Here is a 22,820-nt window from a genome sequence, read left to right as displayed (position 1 = left end):
ATGTAGTGGGTCCGGGGGCTGGATTCGAACCAGCGCCCACCCGGTTAAGAGCCGAGTGTTCTACCACTGAACTACCCCGGAGCAGAGCGCGCATTGTCTACCAGCATCGAAGGGATGTGAAGATTGAAAACGTTGCCGCTCGTGACGCGTGTCAAGATTATTCCCGTTCGAAATTCTCAGGTTTTTTTTGGAACTATGAACATTTGTCATCGCTAAGCAACCAGGAAAGGAAGCGCCGACCGACACAAGTCTGAAAGCCCCGATGACAAATCGAAGTGATCCGTAGGGGATGGGCACTTCCCTCCCCTCAATCAGGTTCATTTCGAAACCCCTTCATAAGCACAATCCTCTATTTGGTTGCGCGGCCTCGGCTTCGAGCATCGGCCCCAATACGCTGGCCTTGCTCTGGCCCTTGGCAAATACTTCGCGGTACGGCAAAGCAAATCTCGGGTTCTCTGAATGACTCGTACGCTCAGCTCTTTCGATATGGAGTCAGTCCGGGCACAATGCGCATCCTTTTTTGGCTGGCCTTGCCGGAGGCCTCGAAATGATCAAAACACCGTACTACCTCATCGACAAACAGAAACTGCTGATCAACATGCAGAAGATTGCCTATGTGCGCGAACAGTCCGGGGCAAAGGCCCTGCTGGCGCTCAAGTGCTTCGCGACCTGGTCGGTGTTTGACTTGATGCAGCAATACATGGACGGCACCACCTCGTCGTCGCTGTACGAGCTCAAGCTCGGCCGGGAGAAGTTCGAAGGCGAAACCCACGCCTACAGCGTGGCCTGGGCCGATGATGAGATCGAGGAGATGCTCGACAATTGCGACAAGATCATCTTCAACTCCATCAGCCAGCTGCAACGCTTTGCCAAGCGCGCTGAAGGCAAAGTCCGCGGCCTGCGAGTCAACCCACAAGTAAGCAGCTCCGATTATCTGCTGGCCGACCCGGCGCGTCCGTTCAGCCGTCTCGGCGAATGGGACCCGGTGAAGATCGAAGGCGTTATCGATCAGATATCCGGCTTCATGTTCCACAATAACTGTGAGAACGGCGACTTCGGCCTGTTCGACCAAATGCTCTGCACCATCGAAGAACGCTTCGGTGAGCTGCTGCACAAGGTCAACTGGGTCAGCCTGGGCGGCGGTATTCACTTCACGGGTGAAGGCTATGCGCTGGATGCTTTCTGTGCGCGGTTGAAGGCGTTTTCGCAAAAGTACGGCGTGCAGGTCTACCTGGAGCCCGGTGAAGCGGCGATCACCAACAGTGCCTCACTGGAAGTGACGGTGCTCGACACCCTCTACAACGGCAAGCACCTGGCCGTGGTCGACAGCTCCATTGAAGCCCATTTGCTTGACCTGCTGATTTATCGCCTCAATGCCAAGCTGGCACCCAGCGAGGGCGATCACACCTACATGGTGTGCGGCAAGTCGTGCCTGGCCGGGGACATCTTCGGCGAGTACCAATTTGACCGTCCGCTGGCCATCGGTGATCGACTGTCATTCATCGATACCGCGGGTTACACCATGGTCAAGAAAAACTGGTTCAACGGCCTGAAAATGCCATCCATCGTGGTCAAGCAACTCGACGGAACGGTCGAAGTGGTGCGCCAATTTGGTTATGAAGACTACCTGTCCAGCCTTTCTTAACGGACAGATAAAGGAGAGTAAAAGCAATTGAAAAAGAACGTTCTTATCATTGGTGCAGGAGGTGTCGCTAAGGTGGTGGCCCACAAGTGCGCACAGCATAACGATGAACTCGGTCGTATCGCTATCGCGTCGCGCAACATCTCCAAATGCCAGGCCATCATCGATAGCGTCAAGGCCAAGGGTAGCCTCAAACAACCCGCCGACATCAAAGCCTTCTCGCTGAATGCGCTGGATGTCGAAGCGACCAAGTCGCTGATCCGCGAAACCGGATCACAGATCGTCATCAACGTCGGTTCCGCGTTCCTCAACATGTCGGTACTGCGTGCCTGTATCGATACCGGTGTAGCCTATCTGGACACTGCCATTCACGAGGAACCAGGCAAAATCTGCGAGACCCCACCCTGGTACGGCAACTACGAGTGGAATCACCTCGAAGAGTGTAAAGAGAAGAACATCACTGCCATTCTCGGTGTGGGTTTCGACCCAGGAGTGGTCAACGCCTATGCTGCACTTGCGCAGCAACAGTATTTCGACCGAATTGAATCGATCGATATTCTCGACGTCAATGCCGGTTCCCATGGCAAGTATTTCGCCACCAATTTCGATCCGGAAATCAATTTCCGTGAGTTCACCGGACAGGTGTGGAGCTGGCAGAACAGCCAGTGGACCAGCAACACCATGTTCGAAGTCAAGCGCACCGACGACCTGCCAGTCGTAGGGTCGCAGAACCTGTACCTGACCGGTCACGATGAAGTGCACTCGCTGTCGAAGAATCTGGACGTGCCCAACGTGCGCTTCTGGATGAGCTTCGGCGAGCACTACATCAACGTGTTCACCGTACTCAAGAACCTTGGCCTGCTGTCCGAGAAACCGGTCAAGACCGCCGAAGGCCTGGAGGTTGTGCCGCTGAAAGTGGTCAAGGCCGTGCTGCCTGATCCGAGTTCGCTGGCGCCCGGCTACACCGGCAAGACCTGCATCGGTGATCTGGTCAAAGGCACCAAGGATGGCCAGCCGCGCGAAGTGTTCATCTACAACGTAGCCGACCACGAAGAAGCCTTTGCCGAAACCGACAGCCAGGGCATTTCCTATACCGCCGGCGTACCACCTGTCGCTGCTGCCCTGCTGGTCGCCCGCGGCGAGTGGGATGTGCAGCGTATGGCCAACGTCGAGGAGTTGCCGGCTGAGCCGTTCCTCAAGGCACTGGATGTAATGGGTCTGCCGACCCGCATCAAGGACGAGAATGGAGATCGTCCCTGGAACGGCGACGCCTAAGGCTCGCAACATTCAGGGGTGCTTCACTGCCTGCTCCGAAAACGCCGCTCATTGAGCGGCGTTTTTGTATGTACAAAAAATCAGCACGCAACTTCTGAACATGGTTGCGCTGGCTTCTTGTTCCTGACCGGTGCCCCGACCTGTCGCCTCAACACGTGTGAACTCAAGCCTTGGCGATTTCCGGCATTAACAGCCATTCGGCGCTGTCGTTCCAGACATCCATATGGGTGATCTTGCCGTTGCGCACTTCGAAGCGATCCAGATAGCGATTACCGGAAAAACTGCGCCCATCGGACCACTCGCCGTACAAGGTACCGTTGGAATACACCACGGTGTGATCACCGCGATCCATCCAGTCGAAATTGCCCAAGGCTTTTTTTACCCAGGCATAACGGGAACCGTTGAACGCCGTGATGGCCTGTGGATCAGGCATGACCCGGCCGCCGGTGAAAGTGATCTTCACATTGGCACTCATGAAGGTCGCGGCCCTGACGGGATCGGGCGCCATGGAGGCCTCGAGAAAGCTGCTGACAATCTGCACGTCTGTATTTTCCTGCGGCATCGTCGAATCTCCTGACTGACTATTGATAAGCACTGGATCGACGCCTCTGCTTAGTGCAGGGCGCGTTAATTTGGCGCGTTTGGATTCAAGTTGTTTGCGCCCTCTCCCCCGCTTTTATTGAGGCGGCTGACTGGCATCCTACTTGCTAGCAATAATTATGCAAATGCTAGCAATCAGGAGAATGATCGATGGCCTTCCCGCTTTTAAACCTGCAGCGTCTTGTGTTTCCCGTGGCTGCGGCAGTCACGCTCAATATGGCTTTGTCTGGTGGTGCCCAAGCGGCCGAACCTCCGATCAAGGTTGGTCTTGTCGCTGCTCTGTCGGGGCAGTCGGCGAAATCCGGCGAGGCGCTGACTCGCGGCCTGACCATCGCCATCGATGAGGTAAACGCCAAGGGTGGCGTGCTCGGCCGGCCACTCGAGCTGGTGCGCCGCGACGACGAAAGTAATCCGTCCAAAGGCATGCTGGCGGCACGCGAGTTGGTTCAGCGCGAGAAAGTCACCGTGCTCTTCGGTGGGCTGGACACCCCGGTTTCCCTGGCCATCGTGCCTCTGGCCAATCAGCTGAAAGTGCCTTTCATGGGCATCTGGGCCGCCGGCACGAAAATCACCGAGAACGGTGCCGCGGATAACTATGTGTTCCGCGTCTCGGCCGTCGATGAACTGGTGGATGAAGCGCTGGTGAAATACGGCGCCGAGAAAGGAATGAAGAAGCCGGGGATGATCCTCATCAATAACCCGTGGGGTGAATCCAATGAAGCGGGTTTCAAGCGCGCCCTGGAGAAGCGCGGGCTGGCCAATGCCGGCGTCGAGCGGATCCAGGACAGCGACCTCGATGTGGTGCCACAGCTCACACGCCTCAAAAACGCCGGGGCCGACACCCTGCTGATGGTCGGCAACGTCGGCCCGTCAGCGCAAGTGGTCAAGTCTCTGGATCGTATGGGTTGGGACGTGCCGGTGGTGTCGCACTGGGGGCCGGCCGGTGGCCGCTTCGGTGAATTGGCCGGCCCGAACGCTTCGCGGGTGCATTTCATCCAGACCTACGTGTTCACAGAACACAACAGCGCCAAGGGCGACGCAGTATTCGCCGCTCTGAAAAAAACCTATCCGCAGATCAAAGGCCTGGCCGACGTCACGCCCGCCGTGGGTATTGCCAATGCTTACGACGCGCTGCACTTGAGTGCTCTGGCCATTGAAAAGGCAGGCAATACCGATGGTCCTGCCGTGCGCAACGGCTTCTATGCGATCGAGGGTTATGAGGGCCTGATCAAGCACTACCAGCAGCCTTTTACAGCCAAAAAACATGACGCGCTGGGGCCGGAAGACTATCTGTTCACTCATTTCGTCGACGACCAGATCGTTCCACTCAAGCCCTGAGGAGTTCGCCATGTTCACCGCTGCCATCGTCACCGGCCTTGGGCTAGGTAGTATGTACGCCCTGCTGGCGCTGGGTTTTCACCTGACCTATGTGGTTTCACGCACCGTCAACTTCGCTCAAGGCAGTGCCATGATGGTCGGCGCCGTGCTGGGCTACACCTTTTGCATTACCTGGGGATGGTCGATGTGGCTGGCACTGCCGGCCACGCTGATCCTCAGTGCGCTCTATGGCCTGGTGATCGAGCGCTGGCTGGTGCGGCCGTTTCACAGTCGTGGCTCGCAGGCATGGCTGATGGCAACGGTGGCCGGCGGCATTCTGGTAGATAACCTGGCGTTGTTTACCTTCGGCAAGGAGCCTCGGCAATTCACCAGCAGTCTGCTCAACGTCAATGTCGAACTGGCAGGCGCCAGTATTGGCGCACTGCAACTGTTGATCCCGGTGGCCGGCGCAACCATTGCGCTCGCGCTATTTCTGGTGCGGCGCTACACCCGGCTGGGCAAGGTGCTGGAAGCCTGCGTGCAAAATCCACGTGCGGCCATGCTGATGGGCATCAACGTCAATCGGGTGGTTGCCATCGCGTTTGCCATCTCAACTGTCTTCGCGGCCCTGGCGGGTCTGCTGATTGCGCCCCTGTTCAGCGTCAATGCCGAGATGGGTCTGCTGTTCGGCCTCAAGGCGTTCGCCGTGGCGATCCTTGGCGGAATTACCAGCGCCGGCGGGGTGTTTGCCGCCGGGTTGTTGTTCGGTCTCTCGGAGGCGCTGATCACCCTGTATTTCGGCTCGGCCTTCACGCAGATATTGACCTTCGCCCTGGTGATTCTGGCGTTGGCGATCCGTCCAAACGGCCTGTTCGGCAGTCAGGCACTGGTGAAAGTATGAATGACTTCAAAACTCTGCTCGGCCCGGTGTTCATCGCGTTGCTGGCGCTGCTCTGCGTTGGCCTGGCGTTCACGCTAGACAGCTATTCCCTGTTGGTCTTCACCCTCTGCGCGCTGGCGGCAGTGGTCGGTGTAGGGCTCAATATATTGATTGGCCTCAGTGGCCAGATTTCCTTCGGCCATATCGCGTTTTATGCCATTGGCGCCTATGTTTCGGCACTGCTGACCATCGCGGGCTGGCCGCTGTGGCTGGCGATGCCGGTGACAGCTGTCGTCACTGGCATGATCGGTGCGTTGCTGGCGATTCCTGCATTGCGCGTCAGCGGCCCGTATCTGGCGATGATCACCATCGCGTTTGCCTTCATCGTCCATCACAGCCTGATCGAATGGCGTGACGTTACCGGTGGTTCCAACGGGTTGATGGGCATCCCGTTGCCTGAGTTCGCCGGTCTCGACCCGGCCATCCTGTTGGCACTGATTGCCGCAGCCTTGATGATCGGCGCCCTCGCCTTTTATCAGCGTCTGCGCCACAGCGGCTTTGGCAAAGCCATGCGCGCCGTCAAGGCATCGGAGATCGCCGCTCGCTCGCTGGGGTTCAATCCGGTTCTGAGCAAGACCTTGGCCTTCGCCCTGTCGGCGGCGCTGACCGGTCTGGCGGGTGCTGTGCTGGCGCCACTGTTGATGTTTATCAACCCCGAATCCTTTCCGTTTTCGCAGTCGATCCTGTTCGTACTGGCCGTCATTGTCGGTGGCAGCGGGACATTGTTCGGCCCGTTACTGGGTGCGCTGCTGATTGTGCTGGTGCCGGAGTTGCTCTCGGATTTCGCCGAATATCGTCTGTTGATTTTCTCTGCCCAGCTCCTGGTAGTGCTGTGGATCGCACCCAACGGCCTATTGGGCGCTCTCGCTCGGCGCTGGATCAAACCCACGTACCTGGTGCCACCCAACACGATCAATCAAGCGAGGCTGGCCACGCATCTGCAAAGTCGTGGGCGCTCGAGCGGTTTACTCGTCACCGACATCGGCATTCGCTTCGGCGGCGTCCAGGCCGCGCAGCACGTAAGTCTGCACGCCCCCGCCGCCAGCATCACCAGCATTATCGGGCCCAACGGTGCAGGCAAAACCACGGTGCTGAATATGATCAGCGGCTTCTACGCGCCTGACAGTGGCCAGATCGAACTGCAAGCGGCCCTGGCCGGCTTGCCCGCCTGGAAAACGGCTCGCGCCGGGATTGCCCGCACTTACCAGACCACTCAGTTATTCGGCGATATGTCGGTACTCGACAATCTGCTGGTGGCCATGCAGAAAGGCCGCCTCGGATCACCGTTCAGGTTGTGCAGTGCCGAGCAACGCGACCTCGCCCTGGATCTGCTGGCATTGGTCGGCTATCGCGGCGCGGTCAACATCGCCGCCGAGGATTTGCCCCACGTGGACCGTCGTCTGGTGGAGATTGCCCGGGCATTGGCGACCACCCCGGCGGTGCTGCTGCTCGACGAACCCGCCGCTGGCCTGAGCCGACGCGACACCGATGAACTGGCGGTACTGCTGCGCAAACTGGCGGATTTCGGCTTGACGATCATTCTGGTCGAGCACGACATGGCGTTGGTGATGTCGGTGTCGGAACGCCTGCTGGTGCTGGACGCGGGCAAGCCGATCGCCTCCGGTACACCGGCCGAAATTCGTCAGAACAAACAAGTCATAGCCGCCTATCTGGGTGGGACCGACTATCAGGCGACGCCACGTGAACAGACTTGGAATGGCAGTCGCGACGCGCGGTTATACGTCAAGGATCTGGTGATCGATTACGGCGCTGCGCCGGTGGTCAACAAGGTCAACCTCGTGGTCAATCCCGGTGAGATGGTGGCGATCCTGGGTGCCAACGGCGCGGGTAAATCGAGCATCCTGCAGTGCCTGGCCGGGCTGCATCGGGCCGCCAGCGGCAGCATCCTGCTGGACGACGAAAACATCGAGATGGCCAGCGCCAGTGGCATCGCCGGCAAGGGCCTGGCACTGGTTCCGGAGGGTCGCCAGGTATTCCCCTACCTGACGGTGCGCGACAACCTGTTGCTGGGTGGCTATTCGCGACGCGAAGCGTTCGATGCCGGTGCCGAAATCGAGGCGATCCTGCGGCGCTTCCCGCGCTTGCGCGACCGCATCGACAGCCCGGCGGGCCTGCTGTCCGGTGGCGAACAGCAAATGGTTGCCGTGGGTCGCGGCTTGATGGCCAAACCCAAAATACTGCTGCTCGACGAACCGTCGCTGGGCCTCTCCCCGGCGATGATCGGCGAGCTGTACGACGCCTTGGCAGCCTTGCGTGACGATGGTGTGACCTTGTTGTTGGTGGACCAAATGGCCAACCTTGCCTTGCAAGTCGCCGATCGGGCGTACGTGCTGGAAACCGGCTGCATCGTCAAGTCCGGCAGCGCCGCGCAGTTGCGCGGCGACAATGAACTCGCTGCCGCGTATCTGGGTGAAGGAGTCAGCGCATGAGTGCCCTGAAAATCATTAATGCGCGCATCGGCGAAAAGACCTCTGCGAGCGCGGTGTTGTATATCGAGAATGGCTATTTCGTCCCGGCCTTCAACCCAGCCACAACCGCATGGGAAACCCTCGACCTGCAAGGTCACCTGATACTGCCAGGGCTGATCGAGACCCATATCCATCTGGACAAGGCGTGCATCATGCAGCGCTGCCATTTGCAGCAAGGCACGCTGGCCGAGGCGATTGTCCAGACACGGGCGGCTAAAGCCGAATTCACCGAGCAAGACATCTATCTGCGCGGTGCACAGGTGCTGGACAAGGCAATCCTGCAGGGCACCACCTTCATGCGCACCCACGTCGAACTTGACCCGCAAATAGGGCTCATCGGCTTCAATGCGATCCGACGCCTGCAGACCGATTACGCCTGGGCGATCACGCTGCAAATCTGTGTATTTCCTCAAGAAGGGCTACTCAACAACCCCGGCACCGAAGCCCTGCTCTGCCAGGCGCTGGAGAGCGACGCCACGGTGCTTGGCGGCTGCCCCTACATGGACACTGATCCTCTCGGGCAGATTCAGCGCCTGTTTGAACTGGCCGTGGCTTACGATTGTGATCTGGACTTGCACCTGGATTTCGATCTGAATCCTGAAGGCATGACCGTGATGGAAGTGGCTCGCTGTACACAACTGCATAATTGGGGCGGTCGAGTGACCATCGGCCATGTCACCAAACTGTCGACGTTGCCCCGTGAACATCTGATGGAGTTGGGCCGGCAGTTGGCGGACGTTGGCGTGCAGGTCACTTGCCTGCCCAGCACCGATCTGTTCCTGATGGGGCGCGATGCCTTTCATAACAAACCACGCGGTCTTGCACCCTTGGCTCAGTTGCACGCCTGCGGGGTGACCTGCTCGATCTCGACCAACAACATCGGCAACCCGTTCACGCCCTATGGCGACGCCTCGCTGATTCGCCAGGCCAACCTGTTCGCCAACGTCAGTCAGATGGGTACTGTGCCGGAGTTGCTGCAATGCCTGGGATGGGTGTCCAGCGAATCGGCGCGCCTGCTACGCCTGACGGATTACGGCCTGCTACCTGGTTGCCGTGCAGATTTCATCGTCTTCGACGCGCCTTCACCGTCTGCAGTGATCGCTGAGATCAGCGCGCCGTTAATGGGCTACAAGGCTGGACGTCCAACGTTCAGCAGGCCAGCAGGGGTAATACTCAAGCCCTAGCGTGGCTTGCGGCAATATTTCAGTCGCTTAACGCCTGCTTGAGGTTGAACTCTTCAGGCGCTGATTCTTCCAGAGCCAGTTGCCCTTCCAGCTCGTCCAGGTGTTCGATCATGACCTTGACTGCCTTGGCGTTATCGCCCGCTTCCAGCGCCGTAATGATTTCCTGGTGTTCATCGGACGCACAGGACGGCACGTCGTTACGCTGATACAACGCGACGATTAACGAACTGCGCACCATCAGGTTGGCGAGGATATCGCTGAGCACGGTATTGCCGCTGAGCTCGCCCAGCATCAAGTGAAACTCACTCAGTTCCCTGACGATGGCGCGGCGGTCGGTGTCGTTGGTGGCCTTGCGTTCGTTGTCCATGTGGCTGGCCACGCGCTGGCGCTGTTTACGCATGACCGCCGGGGTGATCGCTTCGACAATGGCCCGCTCGATGGCCCGCCGCGCGCTGAAGATATCCCTGGCCTCGCGTGCGGTTGGCTGGGCGACCATGGCGCCGCGGTTGGCTTCGATGGTCACGACTTTTTGCATGGCCAGGCGCTGCAATGCGACTTGCACATGATTGCGGTTGGCTTGCAGCGTTTCGACAATCTGCGCTTCGATCAATCGCGTGCCAGGTGGCAGGCGATGCTGGGCGATGGCCTTGTACAACGCGTCGACGATGCGCTGGACCTCAAGCTGTTTGGCGGTGACTGTGGTCAAGCCCATCCTTTCCTCTTTTTCCAAAAGGCCTCATGCCGTCACGCAAAACTGCTGGCGGCAAGCAATGGGCGGCATTATCCGCCAGCCGCCCCGGCGGCGGCAAACCTTGTGACGGGCAGCTCAGCTCGATTGACCGAGGCTGACGCCCTCCCCCCGGGGATCGTGCATGGCGCTGCGTTGATCATCGACGTCAATCGCGATGATCCCGGCGTGGCCGGTCATGGCGCTCAGTGCCGGAATCACTTCCACTTCGTGGCCCAGTGCGGCAAGGCCGGTGATCGTCGACTCGTGCATATCGAATTCCAGCTTGAGGTTATCGGTGCTGTCGAAAAAGCTGCGGCCGAGCAGAAAGCGTGGGGTCTGCAGGGCAAGGTCAATGGGTTGCTGATAGTCGATCAACTGCGTCGCCAGGACCATTTGCGTCTGCGGCTGGCCATCGCCGCCTTGCGTACCGAAAAACCAGCGACGGCCGTCGTCCGCCAAGTAGCAGGAAGGGTTCAGTGTATGTGCCGGCCGCTTGCCCGGCGCCCAGCCGTTGACATGGCCCGCATCGCCATTGAACCCGGCGGCACGGTTCTGCCACAACACGCCGGTATCGCCCATAACGCAGCCGGAGCCGAAATCATGAAACAGGCTCTGGATCAGGCAAGCAGTACGCCCTTGAGCATCGGTTGCGGCCATCCAGACCGTGTCGGCGGGACGACCAGGTTCGTTCCAGGGCGCCGCACGCTGATCATCAATGGCATCCGCATAGGCTTGAATCTTTGCCGCGTGCAGGCTCAAGGTGAAATCCCGGTCAGACGTCAGCGGATCGCACAATTGCGCATTGCGGCGCAGCAGACTTTGTTTGATCGCTTCAACCAGGTAGTGATAGTAAAGCGCACTGCCATTGCCAACGTCGGCCAACGGCTTGTGCTGCAGCGCGGCCATGGCTTGCAAGGTGTAGAGCCCCTGACAAGGCGGCGCGACGTTGTACAGCGTGCCCTGACGATAACGCACGGAAATCGGCGCAGCTTCAAGGGCTCGGGTCTGAGCCAGGTCGGCGGCCGTCAAGCCGCAACCCAAGCGGTCAAATGCTGCGCCGAAGGCTTGCGCGAGTTCACCGTGATAAAAGTCTTCAACACCGTGCCGCCCAAGATGGCGTAGGGTATTGGCCAGTTCTGGCTGACGCAGAATGTCGCCTTCGTGCAACCAGCGGCCCTCGGTCTTGCACAGGTGATGGAGATCCGGCAGTTGCTCGATCAGCGGCTGACGCAGGGTCTGCCAGAACAATTGCGATTGTGAGACGGGCGTGCCCTGCCCGGCCATGAATGCCGCGTCCTCCAGCAGATCGGCCCAGCCCAGTTTCGAGCCCCATTCATGGCGACTGATAGTCGCCGCTGTCTGCCAACTGGCCAGAGCTCCGGCTGTCGTGGCGACCGACGCCGGGCCGCGCAGGCTGATCTTGCAGGCCTCTGGCAAGCGCTGCCCGGCCTGCCCGATCCCTACAATGGTGCGTACCCGACGATCATGGATCATCCACAGCGCATCGCCGCCCAGCCCGGTCATGTGCGGAAAAACCGCTGCAAGCATGGCGCTGGCCGACAACATCGCGTCGATCGCGGTGCCTCCCGCTTCGAGAACGCGCATGCCGGCAGCACTCGCTTCAGCATGAGGTGTACAGATAACCGCCCGGCGCGACGTGGCAATCATGATTAAAGGCCCTCCCTATTTTTGCTAGCCATAACGCTACTTATCGTTAGCAACGCAATAAATATGCCGATTCAGCCAGCCACCTCTAAACGTCAGATCGGAAAGGTTGGTATAGACTTCCGTGAAAGTCACAGGGACTCTGAAAATGATCGATGCACAATTGCTGAAACTGATGATCGAGACATCCAACGATGGCATCGTCGTGGCAGAGCAGGAAGGCGATGAGAACGTTCTTATTTACGCCAACCAAGCCTTCCAGCGCCTGACGGGCTACAGCACTGAGGACACCTTGTATCAGGATTGCCGGTTCCTGCAGGGCGATGACCGGGACCAACCAGGCATTGTGGCTATCCGCGAGGCATTAAAGAATTTTCAGCCTTGCCGGCAAATCATTCGAAACTATCGCCAAGACGGCAGTGCTTTCTGGAATGAGCTGTCGATTACCCCAGTGTTCAACGACGCGGATCAACTCACCTATTACATCGGCATCCAGAAAGACGTTACTGTCCAGGTCGAGGCTAGCGAGCGTGTCCGCCAGTTGGAGGCTGAAGTCGAGAATCTGAAAGCCCAGTTGGCTGAATTACAACGAAACACTTCATCGATTTAAAGAGCCATAGAAAACGGCAAAAACAATTCCGTTCATCTACGGCCAAAAGTCACTTTGTAACCGATAGCCGCGGCAGCCGCCCACCTGAAGGCAGCCAGGCTTGAGACTCATGAAGGTATGTAGGTCTGAACCGAGCTGGCCATCTAAGCCTGCTCCATGGAGATCGCAGTCGATCTGCCCATCAAATACGCCTTGCGAGACAGTTGACTAATCAGCAGCCAAGAGTTTTTTAACTTCGGCGATGATCAAGTCGATGTCGAATGGTTTTGCCAATACGGCATCAAACAAATCCGATCTCTGCATACCGATATGTGCTTGAGCACCGCTCATCAAGATGATCGGCAATTGACTAGCTGAAGGGAGAGCTCGAACGGCTGTGGCGAATTCCAGACCGTCCATGACCGGCATCATGAAGTCGGTAATGATCAAGGCAGGTCGTTCTCTATCCAGTACCTCCAGCCCTTTTCGACCATTGCTGGCCGTCACCACCATGAACCCCTCATCCTCTAGCGCAAAGCTGAGAATGTCAGCGATCAAATACTCGTCGTCGACGACCAGGATGGTGGACATGTTAATTCAACCCACTCAAAAGCTTAAGAAATTGAACCGTGCGATGACTCAGCGGGAACTGATGGTTCACGTCTTGAAGCCTTTTCCAGGAAAACATCTTGATCACGGATCACGACCACAAACCGCGAAGGATCGTAGGAGCTGTCTCGTATTTTAAGAATGGAAAGCGTCCTGCTAAGTTCAGAATGATTCTCAGAGAACCGCATGAGCATCAGATTGTCGACGATACTGGACAGGTCAGAGTTCGGTGCGCTGACCTCGGAGCCAAAAAGATCGCGCATTTCCCAAGAGGCAAATACTGTAACGCCCCTGGATCGCAGCTCGTTCATCAGTGCACTGAAGAAGTCTGTAATCCGCGCCGGATTTGTCGAGACTCGCGTCATACCGCTCAGGCTATCGATAAATAGGCGCTTGATGCCCTTTTCTTCAACGAGATTCAGTAGTCGTGCGCCCAACCCATCCAGAAGGCCCTCTGTGGTGGGTTGCCAAGCAATGGTCAATGCGCCGCTGTCTTCCATGCTTTTTATATCGATGCCCAATGATTGGCCCTTGAGTCGCAACCGTTGTGGGCTCTCGTAGAAGCCGAAATGCAGGCCCGGCGCTTCCACGGTCGACTCGGCCAGGAATTTGAGGCCCAGCGTCGTTTTACCAATCCCGGAGGGTCCTATGACCAGAGACACACTGGAACTGTGCAGGCCTCCGCCCAATATAGTGTCCAGTGACTCAATGCCACTGGCGATACGCGTCATGTCGGCGCTGTCGGGAGAGGACGGATGGCTGTAGAGACTTTCGAGCCGTGGATAAACAACCAAGCCATTGTCGGTAATTTCACACTCGTGAAGACCGGTCATTGCTCCGCTGCCGCGAGTTTTACGCAGCTGAATTCGACGCACCGAACGAGTGCCATACAACTCTTCGCCCATCTCAATCACACCATCAACCATCGTGTGCTCAGGACTGCCATCGTCAAGGCGAGAACTGGTTAGAAACAGCACCGTGCAACCAGCGAACGCGGCGTGCCCTTGCAACTCAGAGATGAATTTCTTGGTGTCGATATGGGAATCAGCTTTTGAACGCGCATTTAGCAAGCCGTCCACCACCATAACGGTGGCTTTCTGACGGCTTATCTCACGCCGAAGCAGCTTCACTACTTCGTCCAAACCTTCGTTTTCCAAAGTATCGAATGCGCTGACAAACTGGATTTCAGCCCCGACTTTGGAAGAGTCGAAGAAGCTCAGAGTCGAAAGAAATTGAAAAAGGCGATCGTGTGACTCGGCCAGCAGGGTTGCGACTAGAACCCGCCCACCCTTTTGCGCGTGATGGAACCCAAGCTGGTTGGCCAAGATCGTTTTTCCAGACCCTGGGCGCCCTTGGATTATGTATGAAGAGCCCGCGACCAGCCCGCCCTTGAGCAGAGCGTCGAGCCCTTCGATTCCACTTTCGAGGCGTTTTAGCTTTTCCACAATGCGACCCTGATCTGAAAAACAGGCTGTTTAAGCCGAGTGGGGGAATGCTAACGCCATTTTCGCTCTGGGCCAATGCAGTAATCGGTGGCATGCGTTTACTTACCACATGCTGGACGCCTGACTCGGGTTGATTGCTTGGAGCACCTTAAATCATCTGTCGGCGCTGCGAATGGAGCGTCGATGTGGCTAAAGAGATGGAGTTACGCGGCGCCACGCTCTGCACTGGAGTTGAAGGGGTTTGGACATACCGGACAGCTACATTCAGAGCCCACGCTTAACTCTCCAAGGAGCGACACCTCTTCATTCGGTACATTTCACTATCCGAATGGGTGAGCAGTGTATCGGCATCATTTCCGTGTTCGGGATAATAGGCAACGCCAATACTGCACAATGGCATCTTGAGTGTGCCGAACTCAGGGCCCAGTGGCTCAGCCATGACGGTGTGAATCTGCTCTAACTTTTTGGAAATCGTGTCCCTCGACTGGACGTCTGTAAGCAGCACCGTAAATTCATCGCCGCCAATGCGAGCCACGGTGTCTGTCTCACGCACACAGCTTTTTAGACGTTGGGCAACAATGCGCAGAACACGATCTCCGGCTGCGTGACCATGGACATCATTGATACTCTTGAAGTCATTTATATCCAAAAAAAGCAGAGCCAGCTCATTACCGTGGTGCTGCGCAGTCTGCAGTGCAGATATCAGTCGATCACTAAAGAGCGACCGATTGGTTAATTTCGTCAGCGGATCGTGATGAGCGAGGAAGCGTAACTCCTCCTCGGCTTTAGCTAAAGCTGTAACGTTTCTAGCGACCCCAATCCTGGCACCAACCTCCTCCGACCAGAATGCAGCCCACAGGATGTACACGACTGCCCCATCCTTGCGGATGTAACGGTTCCGGAAATCGAAATGAGGTTGACCATTCATGACCCGGGAAATCGAAGCTCGCGTCGCATCCAGATCTTCAGGATGCATATAGCTGGTGATAGTGGTGCCAATCAGCTCATCAGGGAGGTAGCCCAACAGGGCCTTACAGGCATCACTCACAAAAACAATGTGGTCGCTTTCATCAACCACAAAAACAGTATCCAGCATCAGGTGGATCAGTTTGGGGTAGAGCGCTTGAAGATCGATGGCCATAAGTCATGTGGGTCTGAGTCGTTGAGCGCGATCATATCCCGATTTACAGGGTGGACTGCGAGGAATCTTGGTGGAAGTGGAATCCGGGATTTAGCAGCGGTATTTTCACTACGAATTCGCTTCCCTGACCTTCCCCCGCACTTGTGCCGGTCACTGTTCCACTATGGGCTTCAACCAACTCTCGCACCACCGTCAGACCAATGCCTAAGCCTGCGCCATTGAAACCCACTGCATGATCATCCTGGACAAACGGCTCAAAGATGAAAGGCAGCGCTTTGGCTGAGATACCAATGCCGGAATCACGAATGCGAATTTCCAGCAGATTGTCTTCAACGGAAACGGCAAGTGTGACAGTGCCGCCGGTCGGCGTGTACTTGGCTGCGTTACCCAGCAAATTATCAATAATCTGCGTCAGCCTTACAGGATCGCCGTTCACCGCTAAACGAGATTCCAAGCGTTCTGAGCTGAAACTCAAGCCGTGAGCGAGCATGACCGGGGTATAGATTGCTATTGCGTCACTAATGATGTCAGCCATGTTAGTAACCTGGAAGTTCAGGCGAAATTTACCGGTGGAAGCACGAGCAATGTCGAGCAAATCTTCCACCAGTCGGGACATCCGCTGTACCTGGCCTTCAATCAATAGCTGCATGCGTGGCAATTCTTCGCGAGGAATTCGCACCAGCCGGCCAGCAATCATGCTGATGGGCGTCAGTGGATTTCGCAGCTCGTGGGCCACTATAGAAAGAATATTGCGCTGCTGCTCCAGAGCCTGTTCAGCTGCAATTTGCAGGTCTTGGGCGCTAAGCGCTGCTATAACCAATCGCTCGTTGGCTTCGCGCATTTCCAGGTACAGATGCTGTTCTGCCTGAGCGTTTTTCTGATCTTCAACATCCGACTGCGCCGATAAAATTGCCAGCACCAACTGCTGATTGGCCTCAATGAGTTGCTCGACTTGCAAGGTATCAACAAGCTGACTGTTAGCTTCGCTGAGTTCCTTGTGCAGCGCCGCGAGTGCCGCACGAGCCGCGACCGTTTTCCGGCCCAGTAGGAACAGCTCGCGTGCAGCAGTGGCTAAAGCCTGTTCATTCTTGCCGCTGGCCTCACTCATCATTCTTCGCTCATCTATCGACCTTGCTCAAAACCTGCCTTGTCGGTCGCCCACCGAGCAAACCTTCTTGCTCCGGCAACATGTCACCTATGTGTAGGCCACTATCATCAATGAAGTACTGACGTAACTCATCAGAGTGTGCACTGGCGCGAACCTTGACCACGGCCATGATGCGCAGCAACCGGCTCTCCACCTCAATATAGCGCTGGACGATGATCGCATCCGTCAGAAACGCCGTGCCGTAAGGGCTGAAACGCAAGTCGGTGTAACGGTCTTCCAGCTCCGAGGTCATCAATACACTGACCCCGGAATTGGTCAGCGCCGTGACCATGCGCGACAGCGACTCGCGAAAGTCCTCGCGAAAGGTCGGCGCCACCGCCAGTTCGAAGCCCGACAGCGAGTCGATGACCACGCGCGTGGCTTTCAGCCGGGTGATCTCGCCGAGCAACAGCTGGACAATTTCGTCAATCGAAAGATCGGGAGCGCGACTATCCACCAGACCGACCTGCCCGCTCGCAATCAAACCCGATAGGGTCGCATTCTGCGAGTGATTGGGCCGTTGTTCGAATACTGCGATCACGCCGGTTTCGCCGTTGCGCGCGCCTTCCGCGAGGAAGGTCGCCGCGAGGATGCTTTTGCCTGACCCCGATGGCCCGGCCACCAGCAACGAATAGCCCCGAGGCAGGCCTCCCCCGAGCATCTCGTCGAGCCGCGCTACCCCCATGCCCAAGCGCTTGATCGGTGATTCCAGAGGCGTATCAAACGGGCTAGCTATTACGGGTGCAAAAACCTTGATCCCGGAAGTTGCAATGCGGAAGGTATGCAGGCCCGGCAACGTCGGTTGGCCGCGCATCTTCATGATTTCCAGCTTGCGTACCATGGAGTTGCGCTGAACGCTTTGTCGAAGCCAGATCAGGCCATCGGCCACGGTAAAAATCGGGTTGGTGTCGGTTTCAGTGAAATATTCGCCGATGAGGAACGTCGTCGCTTGCCAGGTCGTCATCAGCATGCCCAGTTGCTGAACGAACTGCGGAAGGTTGTTGTTGGGGTTGTCCTGGGTCTGGCTGGCCAGCACCACGGAGCGGAACGAATCGACAAACACCAGCGCCGGCGAATGCGCTTCGACTTCGCTGACGATGCGCCGCAGCACCTCGTCCAGATCCCCGGCCAGGGTATCGTCGGCCAGGTTGATGTAACGGATCGACTGGTTGATCGCTTCGCTGTCGAAAAAGTCGAATTGCTGCTGATAACGCAGCATTTTCAAGGGCGGTTCACCCAGGACGGTAAAGAACAGCGCCGGGCGTTCGGGCGTTGCCAGGGCAAACATCATCTGGTGGGCCAGCGTGGTCTTGCCGCAACCAGGAGGGCCGGCAATCAGATTGAACGAAAATTCCGGCAATCCTCCACCCAGCACCTCGTCCAGTCCAGGCACGCCGGTGGCCAGACGGTTGATAGTCACTTTGGTGCTCATGGCGAATTTTCCTGCGAGGGGGTGTCGCTCAAGGAAGGTTCCCACACGCCACGAAGCAAACTAGCGGTGAGCGAGGGCCCGATCAGTGTGGTCAGAAGTTCGTAGAAAGTAGTCAGCAACACTTCACCACAAAACAGTGCTTCGGTGTCCTGCTGCTCGACGAGTATGGATTTAAGGGCAATAAGATCCATCGCGGCCGGCAGACTGTCATAGGTGCCGGCGAGATGCGGATGAGCAGAAACACACAGATGTAAACTGCGCCGGTACAGGGCGACAACCCCTTGCTGGCCAATAATCGGCGTAAGGGCTGCGTCCATAGCCTGCAATTTCGCAACAATCGCCTCGGCGATGCTTGCAGTGTCAGCATTAAGACCGACACCCTGCGCCAGAGAAGCTACGATCCGGCGGCTCTCTTCGCTAAGCGTGGACATGGCTGACTGATATCTGATGAGCAGAGTCTGATGGTACACCCTCAAGCGAACTATTGAGTCCCCTGGACGCAACATTACAAATGCGACAGTGAGTGGTGGCGAAACAGGAATGCTGGGTGCACAGCTTGAATGACCGCTTTGAGTTCTGGAGCAGCCTCCCCAAGAGGGAGTCCTCCGGGTAGCTAGCGTGCCGGCGGAGCCTGGATGGGCGATGCGTCGCGAGCTGATGAGCCAGACTTACACAACAAAGGTCAGTGAGCTTTGGACCAGCACAAAGGCCCGCCAACAAACTCGCACACAGCCCACTCATCAGCTCATCCCTGCCCCTTGCTGATATTCACGAGGCGTACACCCCAACTCCCGTCGGAACACCGTGTGCAGATACTGCGCCGACTTGAAGCCACAACTGCGTGCGACGTCGGCAATCACCGAGTCGGTATTTTTCAGCCCGTTGGTGGCCGCCGCGAGTTTGAAACGCAGGATCTCGTCATGCACGCTGCAGCCTCGCTCAACGCGGAAATGCGCTTCGAGTGACGAGCGCGATACGCCGACATAAGCCGCCACCTGCGCCGTTTTGATGCCTTGGCAAGCATATTGGCGGATGAACAGCAGCGCTTGCATGACGTACGGGTTGCCCAAGGGTTGGTGCAAGCTCGACACCTGCACATTGACCGCATCGGGAGGAATCAGGATTTGTGTGCCGGTGGATGGCATGCCGTGCAGCATCTGGTGCAGCAGTTGCGCGGCGGTACGGCCCATGGTTTCGGTGCCCTGGATGACTGAGCTCAGCGGGACTCGGGTCAGGCTGCGGGTCAGCGGGTCGTTGTCGATGCCGATCAATGCCACCTGCTCCGGCACGGCGATGCCGGCGGTCAGGCAAGCTTGCAGCAACTGGCGCGCGCGGGCGTCGCTGACGGCGATGATGCCGATGGGCTTGGGCAGGCTTTGCAGCCAGGCGATCAGCTGTTCGACGGCGCTGTCCCACAACGGTGCACTGGTGCCCATGCCGCGATAGATTTCGCCGTGCAGGCCGTCGCGTTTCATCAGTTTGCGAAAGGCTTTTTCCCGCTCCTGAGCCCAGCGATTGGCCTGCGCTTCCGGCAGGCTGAAGCAGGCGAAACGCTGCAGTCCCGCCTCAATCAAATGGGTGTAGGCCAGTGTCATCAGCGCGTTGTTATCGGTGGCGACATACGGAATCGCTTTCGGATAGGCGCGTTTGTCTTCGTACGAGCCCCCTACCGCTACCACCGGCATCTGGATATCGGCCAGCGCCTCGCCAATCAGCGGATCGTCGAAGTCGGCAATGATGCCGTCACCCTGCCAGCGCTCGATGCCTTTCAAGCGACAGAGAAAGTCCTCTTCCAGGAACAGATCCCATGAAGCTCGGGTGCTGCTCAGGTAGTTGCCGATGCCGCTGATGATGCCACGGTCGTAAATCTTGCTGCCGTTGAACAACAGGGCGATGCGGTGAACAGGCGGTACGGTTTTCATTGTTTTTATGCTTGTTCTGAGCCCCTTGTTCCGGAGGCGATGCAGACAGACTAGGCGTGTGGGCGACGAAGCTCAATACGCAAAATCGCACCCCGTGTTGGTGTTTTTCATAATCAGCGGGCACGGGGCCGTTGCTAGTATCGAGACACCGCCAAGAACAACAAGGACAAGGTCCATGCAGTATTTCCCCGATGTCGAGCCGATTCGCTACGAAGGTCCGGACAGCGAGTCTCCCCTCTCCTTTCGTCATTACGACGCCGACAAGGTCATCCTCGGCAAACCCATGCGCGAACACCTGCGCATGGCCGCCTGTTACTGGCACACGTTCGTCTGGCCGGGTTCCGATGTGTTCGGCGCGGGGACGTTCAAGCGCCCATGGCAACACGCCGGCGATCCGATGGAACTGGCCATAGGCAAGGCGGCAGCCGCCTTCGAATTCTTCACCAAACTGGGTATCGACTATTACTGCTTCCATGACACCGATGTCGCCCCGGAAGGCCAGTCTTTAAGGGAGTACCGCAACCACTTCGCGCAAATGGTTGATCACCTCGAGCAACACCAGGAAGCCAGCGGAATCAAGCTGCTGTGGGGCACCGCCAATTGCTTCAGCAATCCGCGTTTTGCTGCTGGCGCCGCGAGCAATCCGGATCCCGAAGTGTTCGCCTGCGCTGCCGCCCAGGTGTTCAGCGCCATGAACGCGACCCATCGCCTGAAAGGCGCCAACTACGTGTTGTGGGGCGGTCGCGAAGGCTACGAAACCCTGCTCAACACAGACCTCAAACGTGAACGCGAACAACTGGGCCGCTTCATGCGCATGGTGGTCGAGCACAAGCACAAGATCGGTTTCACTGGCGACCTGCTGATCGAACCCAAGCCGCAGGAGCCGACCAAGCACCAATACGATTACGACAGCGCCACCGTGTTCGGCTTCCTCCAGCAGTTCGGGCTGGAGCACGAAATCAAGGTCAACATCGAGGCCAACCACGCAACCCTGGCCGGCCATAGTTTTCATCACGAGATAGCGACGGCCGTCTCGCTGGGGATTTTCGGCAGCATCGATGCCAACCGCGGTGATCCGCAAAACGGCTGGGATACCGATCAATTCCCCAACAGCGTCGAAGAAATGACCTTGGCCACCTACGAAATCCTCAAGGCCGGCGGGTTCAAGAATGGCGGGTTCAACTTCGACTCCAAGGTTCGCCGGCAAAGCCTCGATCAGATCGACCTGTTCCATGGTCACGTCGGTGCCATGGATGTTCTTGCCCTGTCTCTGCAACGCGCAGCGGCCATGGTGCAGAACGACGAACTGCAACGGCTCAAGGATCAACGCTACGCCGGCTGGAAGCAGCCGTTCGGGCAGGCGGTGATGGCGGGTGACTTCAATCTTGAATCCTTGGCCGAACACGCGTTCACGAACGAGTTGAACCCGCAAGCCGTCAGCGGCCGCCAGGAAATGCTCGAGAACATCGTCAACCGGTTTATCTATCGCTGATCACCCACAGAGTCTGTGGGCGCGCCACGTGGTGACATTTCAACGACAAATCTGTGCCTGCGGCGCCTGCGGATTCTCTACAGTTTTACCAGCCCGATAATTCATCGTCAGGCCGTGTCTTTCCAACAAAAATAAAAGGACGCCCCACATGAAGAACGTAAAACGCACGCTGTTGGCCACTGCCCTGGCGTTGCTGTCACTGCCGGTGATGGCAGACGCTACCCACCCGAAAATCGGCTTCTCCATTGATGACCTGCGCCTGGAACGCTGGTCGCGTGACCGTGACTATTTCGTCGCGGCGGCAGAAAAAATGGATGCCAAGGTCTTCGTGCAGTCGGCTGATGCCAACGAGCAAAAGCAGATTTCGCAAATCGAAAACCTCATTTCCCGGGGCGTCGATGTCATCGTCATCGTGCCGTTTAACGCCACGGTGCTGACCAATGCGGTGGCCGAAGCGAAGAAGGCCGGGATCAAGGTCGTGTCCTATGATCGCTTGATCCTCAACGCCGATATCGACGCCTACATCTCTTTCGATAACGAAAAGGTCGGCGAGATGCAGGCCAGCGGCGTGCTGCACGCGGCGCCCAAGGGCAATTACTTCCTGCTCGGCGGTGCGCCCACCGACAACAACGCCAAAGTGTTGCGTGAAGGCCAGATGAAAGTCCTGCAACCGGCCATCGACAAGGGTGATATCAAGATTGTCGGCCAACAGTGGGTGAAGGAATGGAACCCGACCGAAGCGCTGAGCATTGTTGAAAACGCCCTGACCCGCAACGACAACAAAATCGACGGCATCGTCGCCTCCAACGACGCCACGGCAGGCGGCGCCATCCAGGCCCTGGCCGCGCAGCAACTGGCGGGCAAAGTGCCGATTTCCGGGCAGGACGCCGACCTGGCAGCGGTCAAGCGAGTGATCGCCGGCACCCAAACCATGACCGTGTACAAGCCGCTGAAACTCATCGCCACCGAAGCGGCCAAGCTCTCGGTGCAACTGGCGCGCAACGAGAAACCCACCTACAGCTCGCAGTACGACAACGGCAGCAAAAAAGTCGACACCATCCTGCTCACGCCAACACCGTTGACCAAGGACAACATCGATTTGCTGGAACAGGACGGCTTCTACACCAAGGCGCAAATTGCCGGGAAGTGATCTCCGGTGCGAAAACCCTTGTGGGAGCGAGCTTGCTCGCGAAGACGGCAG

General features: G+C 57.6%; 19 protein-coding genes, 1 tRNA gene and 2 pseudogenes. 11 read left to right on the top strand and 11 right to left on the bottom strand.

Annotation, left to right across the window (positions count from 1 at the left end; translation table 11 throughout):
- Positions 1 to 6: 6 nt before the first annotated feature.
- Positions 7 to 81: transfer RNA gene (locus ACA061_RS13810), tRNA-Lys, on the bottom strand.
- A gap of 466 nt (positions 82 to 547) precedes the next feature.
- On the opposite strand from ACA061_RS13810, the gene nspC reads away from it, so the two are divergent.
- Complete coding sequence (gene nspC / locus ACA061_RS13805) at positions 548 to 1,645, top strand: carboxynorspermidine decarboxylase (RefSeq protein WP_150603535.1); 1,098 nt, start codon at positions 548 to 550, stop codon at positions 1,643 to 1,645.
- A gap of 27 nt (positions 1,646 to 1,672) precedes the next feature.
- Positions 1,673 to 2,917 (top strand): saccharopine dehydrogenase family protein, encoded by a 1,245-nt coding sequence (locus ACA061_RS13800; RefSeq protein ID WP_150603534.1) that lies wholly within the window; start codon positions 1,673 to 1,675, stop codon positions 2,915 to 2,917.
- 163 nt (positions 2,918 to 3,080) lie between these two features.
- Here ACA061_RS13800 and ACA061_RS13795 read toward each other — a convergent pair whose 3' ends face one another.
- On the bottom strand, positions 3,081 to 3,479 hold the full coding sequence (locus tag ACA061_RS13795) for a nuclear transport factor 2 family protein (RefSeq protein WP_497299400.1): 399 nt from the start codon (positions 3,477 to 3,479) through the stop codon (positions 3,081 to 3,083).
- A 188-nt stretch (positions 3,480 to 3,667) separates the two neighbouring features.
- Between ACA061_RS13795 and ACA061_RS13790 the strand changes: the two genes are divergently transcribed.
- The 4 genes from ACA061_RS13790 to ACA061_RS13775 are packed head-to-tail and all read left to right on the top strand — an operon-like array spanning position 3,668 to position 9,447.
- Entirely contained in the window at positions 3,668 to 4,855 is a 1,188-nt protein-coding gene (locus ACA061_RS13790) for an ABC transporter substrate-binding protein (protein WP_497299399.1), read from the top strand.
- 10 nt (positions 4,856 to 4,865) lie between these two features.
- Positions 4,866 to 5,735: a branched-chain amino acid ABC transporter permease gene (locus ACA061_RS13785; RefSeq protein WP_497299398.1), complete on the top strand. Its 870-nt coding sequence runs from the start codon at positions 4,866 to 4,868 to the stop codon at positions 5,733 to 5,735.
- Positions 5,732 to 8,224, top strand: coding sequence for a branched-chain amino acid ABC transporter ATP-binding protein/permease (locus tag ACA061_RS13780; RefSeq protein WP_497299397.1), 2,493 nt, complete (start codon positions 5,732 to 5,734; stop codon positions 8,222 to 8,224). Before ACA061_RS13785 ends, ACA061_RS13780 begins: the two co-directional genes overlap by 4 nt.
- Positions 8,221 to 9,447 carry an amidohydrolase family protein gene (locus ACA061_RS13775; protein ID WP_210554800.1) on the top strand — a complete coding sequence of 409 codons (1,227 nt, stop codon included), beginning with the start codon at positions 8,221 to 8,223 and terminating at the stop codon, positions 9,445 to 9,447. The genes ACA061_RS13780 and ACA061_RS13775 overlap by 4 nt, the downstream gene beginning before the upstream one ends.
- A 19-nt stretch (positions 9,448 to 9,466) precedes the next feature.
- On the opposite strand, the gene ACA061_RS13770 is transcribed toward ACA061_RS13775, so the two are convergent.
- Both ACA061_RS13770 and ACA061_RS13765 read right to left on the bottom strand, forming a co-directional pair.
- Entirely contained in the window at positions 9,467 to 10,159 is a 693-nt protein-coding gene (locus ACA061_RS13770; protein ID WP_210554799.1) for a GntR family transcriptional regulator, read from the bottom strand.
- A 114-nt stretch (positions 10,160 to 10,273) separates the two neighbouring features.
- On the bottom strand, positions 10,274 to 11,845 hold the full coding sequence (locus ACA061_RS13765) for a gamma-glutamyltransferase family protein (protein WP_497299396.1): 1,572 nt from the start codon (positions 11,843 to 11,845) through the stop codon (positions 10,274 to 10,276).
- 145 nt (positions 11,846 to 11,990) lie between these two features.
- Between ACA061_RS13765 and ACA061_RS13760 the strand changes: the two genes are divergently transcribed.
- Positions 11,991 to 12,452, top strand: a complete 462-nt coding sequence (locus ACA061_RS13760) for a PAS domain-containing protein (protein ID WP_210700012.1) — start codon at positions 11,991 to 11,993, stop codon at positions 12,450 to 12,452.
- A gap of 207 nt (positions 12,453 to 12,659) precedes the next feature.
- Here ACA061_RS13760 and ACA061_RS13755 read toward each other — a convergent pair whose 3' ends face one another.
- On the bottom strand, positions 12,660 to 13,022 hold the full coding sequence (locus tag ACA061_RS13755) for a response regulator (protein ID WP_150603525.1): 363 nt from the start codon (positions 13,020 to 13,022) through the stop codon (positions 12,660 to 12,662).
- 23 nt (positions 13,023 to 13,045) lie between these two features.
- Positions 13,046 to 14,488, bottom strand: coding sequence for an ATPase domain-containing protein (locus ACA061_RS13750; protein ID WP_191627652.1), 1,443 nt, complete (start codon positions 14,486 to 14,488; stop codon positions 13,046 to 13,048).
- 167 nt (positions 14,489 to 14,655) lie between these two features.
- Here ACA061_RS13750 and ACA061_RS13745 point away from each other — a divergent pair.
- Positions 14,656 to 14,752, top strand: a pseudogene (locus ACA061_RS13745) (DUF190 domain-containing protein); the annotation flags it as partial.
- Positions 14,753 to 14,762: 10 nt separating this feature from the next.
- On the opposite strand, the gene ACA061_RS13740 reads toward ACA061_RS13745, so the two are convergent.
- From ACA061_RS13740 to ACA061_RS13725, 4 genes are read right to left on the bottom strand one after another with little or no spacing between them, the layout of a single operon-like run.
- Positions 14,763 to 15,626, bottom strand: a complete 864-nt coding sequence (locus ACA061_RS13740) for a diguanylate cyclase domain-containing protein (RefSeq protein WP_497299395.1) — start codon at positions 15,624 to 15,626, stop codon at positions 14,763 to 14,765.
- A 43-nt stretch (positions 15,627 to 15,669) separates the two neighbouring features.
- Positions 15,670 to 16,734, bottom strand: a complete 1,065-nt coding sequence (locus ACA061_RS13735; protein WP_497299394.1) for a sensor histidine kinase — start codon at positions 16,732 to 16,734, stop codon at positions 15,670 to 15,672.
- Between the two features lie 10 nt (positions 16,735 to 16,744).
- Complete coding sequence (locus tag ACA061_RS13730) at positions 16,745 to 18,205, bottom strand: ATPase domain-containing protein (protein ID WP_150603521.1); 1,461 nt, start codon at positions 18,203 to 18,205, stop codon at positions 16,745 to 16,747.
- Positions 18,202 to 18,636 carry a hypothetical protein gene (locus ACA061_RS13725; RefSeq protein WP_224450910.1) on the bottom strand — a complete coding sequence of 145 codons (435 nt, stop codon included), beginning with the start codon at positions 18,634 to 18,636 and terminating at the stop codon, positions 18,202 to 18,204. The genes ACA061_RS13730 and ACA061_RS13725 overlap by 4 nt, the downstream gene beginning before the upstream one ends.
- 166 nt (positions 18,637 to 18,802) lie before the next feature.
- Between ACA061_RS13725 and ACA061_RS13720 the strand changes: the two are divergent.
- Positions 18,803 to 18,970 (top strand): annotated as a pseudogene (locus ACA061_RS13720) (DUF4113 domain-containing protein); the annotation flags it as partial.
- On the opposite strand, the gene ACA061_RS13715 reads toward ACA061_RS13720, so the two are convergent.
- Complete coding sequence (locus ACA061_RS13715) at positions 18,946 to 20,127, bottom strand: XylR family transcriptional regulator (RefSeq protein WP_497299393.1); 1,182 nt, start codon at positions 20,125 to 20,127, stop codon at positions 18,946 to 18,948. The pseudogene ACA061_RS13720 and the gene ACA061_RS13715 sit on opposite strands and share 25 nt — an antisense overlap.
- A gap of 175 nt (positions 20,128 to 20,302) precedes the next feature.
- Here ACA061_RS13715 and xylA point away from each other — a divergent pair, with 175 nt between their 5' ends.
- Positions 20,303 to 21,619 carry a xylose isomerase gene (gene xylA / locus ACA061_RS13710; protein ID WP_210700013.1) on the top strand — a complete coding sequence of 439 codons (1,317 nt, stop codon included), beginning with the start codon at positions 20,303 to 20,305 and terminating at the stop codon, positions 21,617 to 21,619.
- 148 nt (positions 21,620 to 21,767) lie between these two features.
- A complete protein-coding gene (gene xylF, locus ACA061_RS13705) occupies positions 21,768 to 22,769 on the top strand; it encodes a D-xylose ABC transporter substrate-binding protein (RefSeq protein WP_150603518.1) in 1,002 nt (333 codons plus the stop codon).
- Positions 22,770 to 22,820: the final 51 nt, after the last annotated feature.

This window comes from Pseudomonas sp. LBUM1668 (assembly GCF_059695715.1).
Note: the sequence above shows the minus strand (reverse complement) of the source record. Positions and strands in the feature narration are given on the sequence as shown.

Coding starts and splice junctions, on each gene's coding strand:
- nspC (WP_150603535.1), top strand. CDS start 548: ATGATCAAAACACCGTACTACCTCATCGACAAACAGAAACTGCTGATC.
- ACA061_RS13795 (WP_497299400.1), bottom strand. CDS start 3,479: ATGCCGCAGGAAAATACAGACGTGCAGATTGTCAGCAGCTTTCTCGAG.
- ACA061_RS13790 (WP_497299399.1), top strand. CDS start 3,668: ATGGCCTTCCCGCTTTTAAACCTGCAGCGTCTTGTGTTTCCCGTGGCT.
- ACA061_RS13785 (WP_497299398.1), top strand. CDS start 4,866: ATGTTCACCGCTGCCATCGTCACCGGCCTTGGGCTAGGTAGTATGTAC.
- ACA061_RS13780 (WP_497299397.1), top strand. CDS start 5,732: ATGAATGACTTCAAAACTCTGCTCGGCCCGGTGTTCATCGCGTTGCTG.
- ACA061_RS13775 (WP_210554800.1), top strand. CDS start 8,221: ATGAGTGCCCTGAAAATCATTAATGCGCGCATCGGCGAAAAGACCTCT.
- ACA061_RS13770 (WP_210554799.1), bottom strand. CDS start 10,159: ATGGGCTTGACCACAGTCACCGCCAAACAGCTTGAGGTCCAGCGCATC.
- ACA061_RS13765 (WP_497299396.1), bottom strand. CDS start 11,845: ATGATTGCCACGTCGCGCCGGGCGGTTATCTGTACACCTCATGCTGAA.
- ACA061_RS13760 (WP_210700012.1), top strand. CDS start 11,991: ATGATCGATGCACAATTGCTGAAACTGATGATCGAGACATCCAACGAT.
- ACA061_RS13755 (WP_150603525.1), bottom strand. CDS start 13,022: ATGTCCACCATCCTGGTCGTCGACGACGAGTATTTGATCGCTGACATT.
- ACA061_RS13740 (WP_497299395.1), bottom strand. CDS start 15,626: ATGGCCATCGATCTTCAAGCGCTCTACCCCAAACTGATCCACCTGATG.
- ACA061_RS13735 (WP_497299394.1), bottom strand. CDS start 16,734: ATGAGTGAGGCCAGCGGCAAGAATGAACAGGCTTTAGCCACTGCTGCA.
- ACA061_RS13730 (WP_150603521.1), bottom strand. CDS start 18,205: ATGAGCACCAAAGTGACTATCAACCGTCTGGCCACCGGCGTGCCTGGA.
- ACA061_RS13725 (WP_224450910.1), bottom strand. CDS start 18,636: ATGTCCACGCTTAGCGAAGAGAGCCGCCGGATCGTAGCTTCTCTGGCG.
- ACA061_RS13715 (WP_497299393.1), bottom strand. CDS start 20,127: ATGAAAACCGTACCGCCTGTTCACCGCATCGCCCTGTTGTTCAACGGC.
- xylA (WP_210700013.1), top strand. CDS start 20,303: ATGCAGTATTTCCCCGATGTCGAGCCGATTCGCTACGAAGGTCCGGAC.
- xylF (WP_150603518.1), top strand. CDS start 21,768: ATGAAGAACGTAAAACGCACGCTGTTGGCCACTGCCCTGGCGTTGCTG.